This window comes from Bradyrhizobium oropedii (assembly GCF_020889685.1).
GTDB lineage: Bacteria > Pseudomonadota > Alphaproteobacteria > Rhizobiales > Xanthobacteraceae > Bradyrhizobium > Bradyrhizobium oropedii.
The window spans coordinates 46,228-56,507 of sequence record NZ_JACMYO010000033.1 but is presented as its reverse complement, the minus strand read 5'-3'; the positions used below and the strand labels follow the sequence as shown (position 1 = coordinate 56,507).

At 58.0% G+C, this 10,280-nt stretch carries 13 protein-coding genes; 2 read left to right on the top strand and 11 right to left on the bottom strand.

Annotated elements, in window-relative coordinates; genetic code table 11:
- Together H8A95_RS12155 and H8A95_RS12150 are read left to right on the top strand one after the other, a co-directional pair.
- A partial coding sequence (locus tag H8A95_RS12155; RefSeq protein WP_476727252.1) for a type II and III secretion system protein family protein occupies positions 1–527 on the top strand: 527 nt, incomplete at its 5' end.
- Positions 524–1,156, top strand: a complete 633-nt coding sequence (locus tag H8A95_RS12150; protein ID WP_229166179.1) for a CpaD family pilus assembly lipoprotein — start codon at positions 524–526, stop codon at positions 1,154–1,156. The genes H8A95_RS12155 and H8A95_RS12150, both read left to right, overlap by 4 nt.
- Before the next feature lie 159 nt (positions 1,157–1,315).
- On the opposite strand, the gene H8A95_RS12145 is transcribed toward H8A95_RS12150, so the two are convergent.
- From H8A95_RS12145 to H8A95_RS12095, 11 genes are all read right to left on the bottom strand, one after another.
- On the bottom strand, positions 1,316–2,353 hold the full coding sequence (locus H8A95_RS12145; RefSeq protein WP_229166180.1) for an EscU/YscU/HrcU family type III secretion system export apparatus switch protein: 1,038 nt from the start codon (positions 2,351–2,353) through the stop codon (positions 1,316–1,318).
- The gene (gene sctT, locus H8A95_RS12140; RefSeq protein ID WP_229166224.1) at positions 2,350–3,165 is read right to left on the bottom strand and encodes a type III secretion system export apparatus subunit SctT; all 816 of its coding nucleotides are present in this window, start codon (positions 3,163–3,165) and stop codon (positions 2,350–2,352) included. Before sctT ends, H8A95_RS12145 begins: the two co-directional genes overlap by 4 nt.
- Before the next feature lie 512 nt (positions 3,166–3,677).
- Positions 3,678–3,953 carry an EscS/YscS/HrcS family type III secretion system export apparatus protein gene (locus H8A95_RS12135; protein WP_229166181.1) on the bottom strand — a complete coding sequence of 92 codons (276 nt, stop codon included), beginning with the start codon at positions 3,951–3,953 and terminating at the stop codon, positions 3,678–3,680.
- A gap of 1 nt (position 3,954) precedes the next feature.
- The gene (sctR, locus tag H8A95_RS12130) at positions 3,955–4,620 is read right to left on the bottom strand and encodes a type III secretion system export apparatus subunit SctR (protein WP_229166182.1); all 666 of its coding nucleotides are present in this window, start codon (positions 4,618–4,620) and stop codon (positions 3,955–3,957) included.
- Positions 4,613–5,686 carry a type III secretion system cytoplasmic ring protein SctQ gene (gene sctQ / locus H8A95_RS12125; protein ID WP_229166225.1) on the bottom strand — a complete coding sequence of 358 codons (1,074 nt, stop codon included), beginning with the start codon at positions 5,684–5,686 and terminating at the stop codon, positions 4,613–4,615. Before sctQ ends, sctR begins: the two co-directional genes overlap by 8 nt.
- Before the next feature lie 44 nt (positions 5,687–5,730).
- Positions 5,731–6,267 (bottom strand): hypothetical protein, encoded by a 537-nt coding sequence (locus H8A95_RS12120; RefSeq protein WP_229166183.1) that lies wholly within the window; start codon positions 6,265–6,267, stop codon positions 5,731–5,733.
- Positions 6,243–7,514, bottom strand: coding sequence for a type III secretion system ATPase SctN (sctN, locus tag H8A95_RS12115; protein ID WP_229166184.1), 1,272 nt, complete (start codon positions 7,512–7,514; stop codon positions 6,243–6,245). Before sctN ends, H8A95_RS12120 begins: the two co-directional genes overlap by 25 nt.
- An 80-nt stretch (positions 7,515–7,594) precedes the next feature.
- Positions 7,595–8,218, bottom strand: coding sequence for a type III secretion system stator protein SctL (sctL, locus tag H8A95_RS12110; protein WP_229166185.1), 624 nt, complete (start codon positions 8,216–8,218; stop codon positions 7,595–7,597).
- Positions 8,215–8,844 carry a nodulation protein NolU gene (locus tag H8A95_RS12105; protein WP_229166186.1) on the bottom strand — a complete coding sequence of 210 codons (630 nt, stop codon included), beginning with the start codon at positions 8,842–8,844 and terminating at the stop codon, positions 8,215–8,217. The genes sctL and H8A95_RS12105 overlap by 4 nt, the downstream gene beginning before the upstream one ends.
- Before the next feature lie 11 nt (positions 8,845–8,855).
- Positions 8,856–9,719, bottom strand: a complete 864-nt coding sequence (gene sctJ / locus H8A95_RS12100; protein ID WP_376711637.1) for a type III secretion system inner membrane ring lipoprotein SctJ — start codon at positions 9,717–9,719, stop codon at positions 8,856–8,858.
- 9 nt (positions 9,720–9,728) lie between these two features.
- Positions 9,729–10,235 (bottom strand): nodulation protein NolB, encoded by a 507-nt coding sequence (locus H8A95_RS12095; RefSeq protein ID WP_229166187.1) that lies wholly within the window; start codon positions 10,233–10,235, stop codon positions 9,729–9,731.
- Positions 10,236–10,280: the final 45 nt, after the last annotated feature.

The following is a 10,280-nucleotide window of genomic DNA, read 5'->3' as shown; positions in this document are numbered from 1 at the left end:
TCCAGTTCCGTCAATTTGGCATCAGTCTGGAGTTCGTTCCGACCGTTCTCAGCAACAATCAGATCAATATCCACGTGAAGCCTGAAGTCAGCGAATTGTCGAAAGAAGGTGAAGTCAGCGTCAACGGGATCTCTGTGCCTGGTCTCTCCACTCGGCGTGCCAGTACCGTCGTCGAGCTTGCCAGTGGTCAAAGCTTTGCAATTGGAGGGCTCATTAGGCGCAATTTCGACACCGACATTGGTGCCTTTCCTTGGTTAGGCGATGTGCCGATCTTAGGCGCGCTGTTTCGCTCATCGTCATTTCAGAAGCAGGAGACGGAGCTGGTCATTGTTGTAACGCCCTATATCGTGCGACCAGCATCGAATCCGGGCAAGATAATCGCCCCCACCGACCGTATCGGACCGCCCTCGGATGCAGGCCGCACTTTGACAAACACATTGGCAAATTCGCGGCGAGGCCGCGTCCCTTCCCCCACGGCAGTACCCGGCGCGGCCGGCGGTGCATTATCGAATGAGGACCGAGAATGATCTTACGACAGCTGTGCTGTTTGATCGCTATTGGCGTAGCCTTGGACGGATGCACAAATCGTGCTTCGATATCTTCTGAGCCGCCCGAGCAAGCAATCGAAGTGGCGCAGAAGACCAGTGTCTTGTCGCTACAAGGTCTTCGTTGCGCCGAGAGATATCGGCTGCGGAATTTCATTGCGAATGCAAGTCGCGGTCGGCGGGATGCCCTCCATCTCGACGTCACTGGCTCACCCCGGCTCATTGCTCAAGTGGCGCATGAGGCCCGCGCAATGGGCGTTGCCCCTTATAATATTCACTTAGCCGCCTCCCCCGTCGATCTACCCGCCCATTTCGGGGTACGGATCGAGGCAATTATCTACGAAGCATATCCTCCCGTTTGCCGGTCGCTTTCGATCGTCGGCCCTTCAACTGACGATAATTCCTTTGACCCGACGCTGGGCTGCTCGATCCGGAATAATCTCGGAGTCATGATCAACGATCCTGGCGACTTGCTGGGGAATAGTGCTGTCATGCCAACCAGTGGTGATCGTGCGGTGCGTCCCCTTATCGCTCGTGGGATCTCCACACCGGGCAACGGCAGCAAATCGGAAGATGCAATTCATGACACGGCTCCGCCAGAGTCCCCATGAGCGGCTCACGAGCCCATACTCGCAGCAAGACATGCAGTGTTGGCTGATATTCTGGTCACTAGGTTCGCGATAAGGACCAGCCACTTCTGTGATTACTGCGCCGCTTGTCGATCAAATTCTGTATTTGACCAGGATCCTCCGCATCAGCCTTGCGCGAAGTTAGACCAGGCCGGCAGCAAAGACTGCCTTTGCGACCCGCTCAAAACACGCAATCGGAACGGCCCTCCCCATCGTCGCCTTTTGGATCAGCTCACGCGCTAAAACATGGTCCTGGACAATACTCAGATGCAGGGCCCGCGCCTCTTCAAGCAGCCGCGAAGCAAGTTCGCCCTCAGCGCGGCATACCAACACTGGCACTCCGGTCTCGCCGCGAACGTAGCGCAGCCCGATCACCGTCGCGGGCCCCGTCAGTATCAATGTGGCTCGACGAATGCCGATCGGGGATTCGCTTGCCGCCTCGCGACGGATCCGGCGGTGTTCGCCCTTGATCTGCGGATTGCCCTCCTGTTCCTTGGATTCGCGCTTCGCTTCGCTCTCTGTCATGCGCATGTCGCGCAAAAATAGCCAGCGCTGAATGAGCAGATCAGCCAAGCCGCCGATCAGAAAAGCCCCGGCCGCAATCTCGATCAGGACTTTGAGCTCTTGAAAGACGAAGCCGAAACATCCCATTCCGCAGACAGGCAAGTATACCAGCGCCTTCCAGCTTGCGATCACAGTAAGAAGAAGGATTGCGCCGAGGCTGAGCACCTTGATGAGCGACTTACCAAGCTCTACAAGCGATCGCTGAGAGAAAAGCCGCTTCAACCCTTTGATGGGATCCAATTTCTCAAGGGTTGGCTTGAGCGGCTCGACAGAAAACGTCGGCCCGCCAGTGGCCACGAAACTGGCCAGAATGGCTGCGGCCGCGGCCGCCCCAATAATTGGGACGACGGCGGTCATGGTGAGTTCGACCAATCCGATCAGCGCCTGCGCGACCGCGCCGTTGAAGGGCTGTTCCTGTAGCTTGTCGATGAGCCGCACCGCTTCATGCCACCCATCTTTGATCGAGCCTGCTCTGAGGCATAGACAGCCGAAACCGGCGCAAATGCTGAGCGCGCTCACGAAGTCGCCGCTGCGCGCGAGCTGCCCTTTCTTACGGGCGTCCCGTAGCTTCTTGGCAGTTGGTGGAAGCTTCTTCTCCTCGCTCGAATCGTTCATTTCAAGAACTTCTCGAGCCACTCCAGTACACCGTTGAACTGGGTGATCTCCGCTCTCATGTATTCGATGAGGTAGACGGTGTAGCTGACCATGATGATGCCAAACGCCGCGTTCTTGATGGTCGGGGAAAGATCGTTCAGCTTGATTTGCGGCGCAAAGCGCCCGAGCAACATGAGCGATACCTCGATCAGGAGCAGCAGAGCCAGCACGGGCCCCGAGACCAGCAGGGTCGTATGCATGATATGATCGAGAAGCGCTACGAATTCCATTGCCCCTTGCTGGGTGAGGGGTGGTAGTAGCCGATCCACGGGCCAGATCAGATAGCTGCCATAGAGGCACCTGACCATCGTCTGCAGACCTCCAGATAGAACGAAAATCGTAACTGCAGCAGTCCCGAGAAAAAGCCCCGTCGCCGAGGCTTGGCTGCGTGTCGCAGGATCGTCCACCTGGCTCGAAATACCGCGCTGGGTGTCGATGATGTCACCAACTGCCTGAATGCTCCATAGTGGTATACTGAGCAGGATGCCGAACAGTAGGCCGATGAATATCTCCTTGAGACCGAGGAGCGCGACTGCGACCATACGAGTGTCCGGATTTAGCATCTGCAGGCTGTCCCTGATATGAGCCAAGCATGGCAGCCCAAGCGCGATCGTCAAGCTTCCGCGGATCATCCCGCTAATGTGCGGCCGCGTGAACACGGGATGCACCAACATAATGCCGAGGGCCCGGGCTGCACCAAGGCCGGCTGCAACAATGAACTCGGTAGCAGTCTGGATCAGAATTTGCGTCTCGGTGAAGGACAAACTATGCATTTGAAGGTTTGTTGATCGTTCGCTTCGGCCAATCGAACCAGCCACGCTCGCCGCGCCATGATGTTAGAATTCAAGAAGGTCGCAGATATTCAGCCGGTTCGCTCCAGACTCTACAGGATGACGCGCCCATGATGTGAAAGGCACATCACTTCGGCCCAACTGCCTCCCATCGCTTCCCCCGCGACGAGACATGGCCAGTTTCAAGGATAGCACCAGCCGACCTCAGGCCCTGCAGGGCCGACAAACCAAGCTCTATTGACCTCTCACGCCGAACGCATCGTTCGAGTGTCTGCCAACCGTCCTAGCCTTCATCGATCTTGACGCCTCGCTTTCCGGTCTCGAGCAGCACTCTTTCGAAGGCGAAATCGACAAGGCCGCTTGCGATCAAAATAGCAGTCTTCCTCTCATGCTACTGAGGCTCGCTTTCGATAAGCTGACGGACTATCTCCTCGTGATTCACACGAGCGATGGCGATGGCGACCCTGTGCCGGACGCTCACCCTTGCGTTCCACTTACCAATACCTCGTGAGAGTTGGGAACTCCGCGAAGATCTGCTGGGCTTGTTCGATAAGTGGCGCGCTCAGCACCGGAGAAAACAGAACAAGCACGGCGACAACAACAAGGAGTTTCACGGTAAGCGGCAAGCTTTGATCCTGCAGCTGCGTTGCCGCCTGGATGATGCCGATACCCAATCCGACGACGAGAGCTGCAATGAGCGGCGGCAGAACCCAAATCATGAACAGGACGAGCGATCGGCTCAGGTGAGTGAGAATACCGGCATCATCCATCTTAACCTCCCCGCGTTGCGTAACTTAAGACTAATCCGTGCATGAGCCGCGACCAGCCGTCGATCGTAACGAACAGAAAGAGCTTGAAAGGGACGGAAATCAGCGTTGGTGAAACCATCGACATTCCCATTGCCATCAAGATCGTAGTTACGATCAGGTCGATCGTGATGAATGGAAGATAGAGAAGGAAGCCGATTTCAAAGGCGCGCTTGAGTTCCGATATCAGAAAGGACGGTATCAGAATCACAAAGTCATCGGCCGTTGTGTTGCTGCGCATTTCCTCCGACCAGACATGTTCTGTCGACGAGAGGAAGAACGAACGCTGCTCCTCATTGGTGAACTTCTTGAGATGGGCGCGCAGCGGCTCGCTCCCTTCCTTGGCAGCGGTCACCCAGTCATCGAACGTTTGATATCGAAGTTGCGGTTCGGTCAGACGATTGTAGGTCTGCTCAAATACTGGAGCGCCAATGAAGACGGTAAGGATCAATGCAGCGCCATACAGAACGATGTTCGGGGGTATCGACTGTGTCCCGAGCGCGTTACGGACCAGGAAGAGAACAACGGAAACCTTTATGAAGGCGGTCGTTGTGACCACCGCGAACGCGAGCAGGCCAAGGCCGACCGTCACCGCGAGAAGCGCAACGATGCTTGGTTGAATGTCACTCATTGACCGCCAACCTGTCGCGTAACCTGACGGCCAGTTTCTCACCGACACGCACGATGTCGCCGCGGCCGATCAATCGACCGTTCGCGAGAATGTCGACCGGACCATCAAGCGGTCGCCCGAGGTCGAACACATATCCTTCGTTGACGTTTCGCAACGTACCTAACGGTATAGGCCAGCGACCGCATTCGAACACAAGCGTGATCTCAATGTTGTCGATGTCGGCTTCCGATGACGGAACCAGCTGCTGTGCTTGAGGTCGTGGCGTCATATGGGCACACTCTAGAGGATGGGGTTGCAGGCGGAACGGCCCCTGCAGGACCAGTCTGGCACCGGCCACCTGAGCCGGAGCCCATAGCTTGTCCGCATTGAGGATGACTATGTGCTGAGCGAAGGGAGTGATGTCCGGCAGTAGCGCGTCGCCGCTCTGTGCTTGACGAAGGAGTGCGATGCTCACGCGAAGCGAGCCGATCGCTATCGCGACCGTGACAGGAAACTCCGGAGAAAGCCTGGGCATTTCCGGCGGCAGTTGGCCAAGCAGCTGGGCTAACACCCGGAATGCAGGGGGAACCCGGCGATCGAGAGACGAGAACAGGAACAGGCGCGCCTTGTCAGTGAGCGGTCCGTAGGCAGTGTCGAATTCTAGATAAGGCCCTTCTGTCCGTGCTTCGTCGATGCGGACAAGTTGTAAATCTCGCGCGAACAAGTCCTCTAGTCGCGTGAGCCACGTTTCAAGCGCGAGCTCGAGAAGGAGCGAACTGGTTGGGTCGGAAGGTAGAGTAAGGCCCTGCTGCACCGTCGAAATCAGTGCCTCGGCAAGCCGACGAGGCAAAGACAAGATCGCCGTTTCGTCCCCGACGCGAACTACGCAGTCAAGCATCGAGACGGCAGATGGCTCTGCATGCCAGACAAGCCGGCTCATGCGCACGAACAGGGGCTTGTCGCCAAGGCGGCTCCGTAGAACTACGCGCGGAGCGGCGACCTCATTGACCCACGAGACTACCTCGTGGGTCAGCGTTAGCGGTGGCTCGAATGGTAAGAGTTCGCCCCGAGCATTTGCCGACCCCATTTCTACAGAACCGCAAGCTGGCGCCGAGATCAGTGAATCAGCCATTAGATCGAATCGCCTACCGCTCGCCCAGGCGAGCCGCACTGATAGCGAAGCAAAACCTCATCGTCGGCCTCGATTTCGGCCGCTGACTCCAAACGAGTATTGGTTGTACTGTGAACATCAGATTCGATCTGTTCCCATTTACGGCGCGCCGCCAAACGCCTGGTCCACAGAGCCCGCGCGTCCACCACTTCCGCCTCGGCCTGCTCTCGAGCGACGCACGCCTCCTCAAGCGCCTGACGTGCCGATGCGATGCCGGCTGCGAGCCGTTCAATGACGATGTGGCGGCGACGATCGAGTTCTGCGACAGACATCGTATCGATGGATGCCAGCTGCAGATAAAGTTCGGCTTCGACGCTTGCGCGATGTTTCTCGGCGCTTGCAAGCGTGTCGGAAGCTCGCTTTACCCGTTCATCGGCGATGCGGCGCTTGCCTTCCCTGTTGGACAACTCCCGAAGCGCACTTCGCTCCCTCATGTCCTTCACGAGCCGCAATTTGGAGGCTTGAACGAGATTCAGGCGGTCAGACGCGACATCCACGTGACGGCCTCCTCAAAACTGGACGGCTCATGCTGCCCTTGGCGCAGGAATGCCCGCAGCTCCTCGATTGAGCCGATCGCCCGGTCCGTTAGCGGATCGCTACCCGGCTTGTACTCACCTACCTTGATCAGGAACTCCGCCTCATTGTAGCGCGAGAGCAGATCGCGGAAGAGGGATGCCGCCTGGCGATGTGACACCGAGACGACCGCATCCATGACTCGACTCCGGCTCAACAACACGTCGATGGCGGGAAAATGCTCTCGCGCCGCAAGCGAGCGCGACAGAATGATATGACCATCGAGAATACCGCGCGTCTCTTCGGCTATTGGATCGCCTGTACCGTCACCTTCGACAAGAACGGTATAGAAAGCCGTGATCGAGCCGCGCTCGCCCATACCGGCGCGTTCCAACAGACCGGGCAGTAGCGCAAATACCGAGGGAGGAAAGCCTCGTCGTGTGGGAGGTTCGCCCGCGGCAAGGCCGATTTCGCGCATCGCGCGGCTAAAGCGCGTCAATGAATCCATCATCAAAACGACGCGCAGTCCTTGATCACGAAAATACTCGGCGAGTGCCGTCGCCGTATGGGCGCATTGCGCCCGCTCCATCGGCGAACGGTCGGATGTCTCAACGACAACGATCGTGCGACCGAGCGCCACGCCAATGTGACGCTCGATGAATTCACGTACCTCACGTCCACGCTCGCCTATTAGCGCGACCACCGTCACGTCGGCGGCAGCTCCCTTTACAATTTGCGACATCAGCGTCGACTTGCCGCAACCGGCGTCTCCATAGATTCCGATTCGCTGGCCTTCACCACACGTCAGAAGTCCATCCAGCACGCGGATGCCGAGCGGAAACGGCTGCTCGATACCGCGCCGCGTCATTGGATTGGGCGCCGCGCCACGCAGCGGGCGAGTGTGCGCCGCCTTTATCGGGCCCTTGCCGTCGAGTGGACGGCCAAAGCTATCGATCACGCGGCCGAGCAAATCGCGACCGACCGATACTTCCTGCATTCGCCCGGTCGGAACCACCTCAGCACGGCTAGATAAGCCCACCATGTCGCCGATTGGCGTGAGTAACACGCCGTCCGGCAGCAGCCCGATCACCTCGGCCTCAAGCGACCATCCCGTGCCATGATCCTGCAACACGCAAATCTCTCCAACACGAGCTCCTGGTAGCACGGCGTGAAGCAACGTGCCGATTGCCCGTTTGACTCGTCCGCGCACGGCACGCGTATCGATCTGCATTGCCGCAGATCGCAGAGACGATAACGCAGCGTGGACGGATTTTTCTCCAGCTGCACCGTGGTCGCTTGATCGTGACACGGTCACGGTTCGCCCATCCGAAAAGACGAGCCAAGTTCGAAACGCAAGGTGCGGAGCTGCGCGGCAAGCCCCACATCGACATTGCCAAACTCGGTCCACAAAACGCACTGGTCCGGCGTCAGCGCTGGATCCGGATCAATTCTGATTTTGGGCCGCCCATCCGTTCCATCAAACGCTGCGAACTCACGGGTCAGTGCATCGGCATTCAATGGAGCCACATGAAGACATACTTCGGCACCGCCACAGTTTTGTTCGATGGCATGGCGAACGCTCCTGATCAGCATCTCGCCCGGATCGAAGGAGCCTAGCAAATCGCTCAAGATCTCAATGACGAGCTGTGGCAACTCCTGTTCCAGAACGGCCTTTCGCCGCGCCAACTCCGAAGCAGCGCGGGCGACGATCCGCGCCATTTCGTCCGAGCCTGCCTTCATGCCCTCGGCGTGGCCACGCATACGCTCGCGCTGATAGGCTTTGCTCGCCCAGCTGCGAGCCTGCTGTAGATACCGCTCTGCCAGTGCGCGCGTCTGTATTGCATCATACCATATGCCGAGTTCCGCGGCCGGTATGAGTGGACCAAGAGGACGTATCTGGGACGCCTCTGGCAACGCTGGGTCAGTGACAATCATGCCGCTGGTGTCTCCGTCGCCAGGTGCTCCATCACCAAAGACAGCAATTGGCTTGCGGCGTTGCGGTGTTCGCTGGCAGGGGTCTCCGCGGCGGACCCGACAGGCAAGCGGAGAATCACGCGCGCACGGTCGAGCTCTGACGCACCTTCGAGCCAAGCGCCAAGACAGGCATATCCATCATGTTCAATCTGCCGCGAAAGTTGCTCAGGATCGACAATCGGTGTGGTCGCGACGGCGCTGCATAAGTGTCGGATGCCGAAGGCATGTGCTTCAGCCCCGATGTGTCCGACCAGAATCGTGAGATCGTGCTTTGATACCAGCTTCAGGACTGAACGTGCATGCCAGACGCTGCCAGTGAGCAAGGCCACCCGACGCGGATCGTGCCCGACTAGAACGTCCCTCCCCCAGCTACTTCCTTTCGCGGCAAGTTCGCTGCCTAGCAGCAATTCGGCCAATCTTTTCTGCAGCCTGTAAGAATTTTGCAACTTTAGCACTGTTGCGGCTGACAGCAGCGCATCAAGATGAGCGGCAAAACGGCTCGGATGGATCAAGGCAGCAAGCTCGCGCAGGCGATCGGAATGCGAGCCGAGTGAATGATTTGGTTCGGCGGACGTCGATACCGACACTGCATTTTTACCTATCTCGCATCGGAGGTTAGCTTTTTGCCGACGGCTTGGACCACCGGCATACTCGAAGCTCCACCGAGATTTGTCAGTTTGCGCAATGATTGACCGAGCTGGCGCCCTCGTGTGCTCAGCAGCACGTAAGCCACAATGCCGAACGCCGCGCCCACGCCTCCGACGCCGATGGCAAGCAAGAAAGGCGCTGACAAGAACTTGGCCGGCTGGGCCGAAGTAGCGGCAGCCGAAGGCGACAGCTCATGCTGAGCCCGCTCAACTGGCACGAACACAACTGCGACCTTGTCGTAGGAGAGCCCTTCGATGCTATTGGCCACGAGCATCTTGATTTGCGGCAGCAAGGCCGAGAGCTTCGCATCGGAGCCGTGACGAATGAAGACTGACGCCGAGGACGGTGTCGAATCCTGTCGCAGAAGATCATTCTTCGGCAGAACAATATGGACACGGGCGGAGAGCACCCCATCGATATCGTTGATCGTGCGCGACAATTCTTCACTTAGGGCGTAGACGTACCGGGCACGCTCCTCAACCGGAGAGGCAACCAAGCCCGCCCCCTTGAACACTTCACCGAGGTTCTTGTAAGGCTGCCGAGGCAACCCCCGATCGTTCAGCATCTCGATCGAAAAGGCGAGCTGCTTTTCTTCGACTTGAATCGTGCTCGTCCCATCCTTAGCGACAACACGGACAGCATCGACGCCTTTGCCAAGGAGAAGCGTCAGCATCTCGTTGGCTTCACGCTCCTGGACTTTAGTGTAGAGATCGGCCTTGCAACCGGCCAGCAACAGCGGCAGCACGAGGAAAACATGAAACCACCTTCCCGCCAGCACGTTGCGACCAACCTCTCTTTGCATCGAAACGTCCATCGAGGTCGCTCAGCCCGCCGATAGCAGCTTGTTCAAGGATGAACTCACTGTGCCGGCACTCTTGGAGATGAGCGAAACCTCAATGACGCTATTGTAAACATCCCGCAAATTCGCCAGCATCACCTCGAAGTTATCCACGCCTTCCGGCATTCCGACGGAATGAACATGCATTTCGTGCGAACGCATGACGGGCTGCGCGGCCGGCCCAAGCTGGAGACTTTTCGCAGGAATAGGTTCGCCACCGATCATCGAAGGGATTTCACCCGAGGGAAATGGTTTGCCCTGGTGCAAGGCAGATAGATTCTGAAGGATGCGATCGCCGACTGCATTTGCCGACGCAACGGCACGCTGAAGTTCCACGGCTTGTGGAGCCAACGCGCCATCGGTCACGGAAGAGGCGACACCTTGATGCAAGGTTACCTGTGCAAGTTTCTGCTGAAACTCGGCCTGCGTCGATGAGCAAGCCCTGGAGAGGCATTCGACAGGGCCGGCGAAGATCGGAGTGACGCCAAACATGAAATCATAGCTCTCACGTGATGCGATTAGCCGCTTATAACCGTG

What these genes read in the sequence shown, in the direction of transcription:
- H8A95_RS12150 (WP_229166179.1), top strand. Translation starts at nt 524, where the DNA reads ATGATCTTACGACAGCTGTGCTGTTTGATCGCTATTGGCGTAGCCTTG.
- H8A95_RS12145 (WP_229166180.1), bottom strand. Translation starts at nt 2,353, where the DNA reads ATGAACGATTCGAGCGAGGAGAAGAAGCTTCCACCAACTGCCAAGAAG.
- sctT (WP_229166224.1), bottom strand. Translation starts at nt 3,165, where the DNA reads ATGCATAGTTTGTCCTTCACCGAGACGCAAATTCTGATCCAGACTGCT.
- H8A95_RS12135 (WP_229166181.1), bottom strand. Translation starts at nt 3,953, where the DNA reads ATGGATGATGCCGGTATTCTCACTCACCTGAGCCGATCGCTCGTCCTG.
- sctR (WP_229166182.1), bottom strand. Translation starts at nt 4,620, where the DNA reads ATGAGTGACATTCAACCAAGCATCGTTGCGCTTCTCGCGGTGACGGTC.
- sctQ (WP_229166225.1), bottom strand. Translation starts at nt 5,686, where the DNA reads ATGGGGTCGGCAAATGCTCGGGGCGAACTCTTACCATTCGAGCCACCG.
- sctN (WP_229166184.1), bottom strand. Translation starts at nt 7,514, where the DNA reads ATGCAGATCGATACGCGTGCCGTGCGCGGACGAGTCAAACGGGCAATC.
- sctL (WP_229166185.1), bottom strand. Translation starts at nt 8,218, where the DNA reads ATGATTGTCACTGACCCAGCGTTGCCAGAGGCGTCCCAGATACGTCCT.
- sctJ (WP_376711637.1), bottom strand. Translation starts at nt 9,719, where the DNA reads ATGGACGTTTCGATGCAAAGAGAGGTTGGTCGCAACGTGCTGGCGGGA.
- H8A95_RS12095 (WP_229166187.1), bottom strand. Translation starts at nt 10,235, where the DNA reads ATGTTTGGCGTCACTCCGATCTTCGCCGGCCCTGTCGAATGCCTCTCC.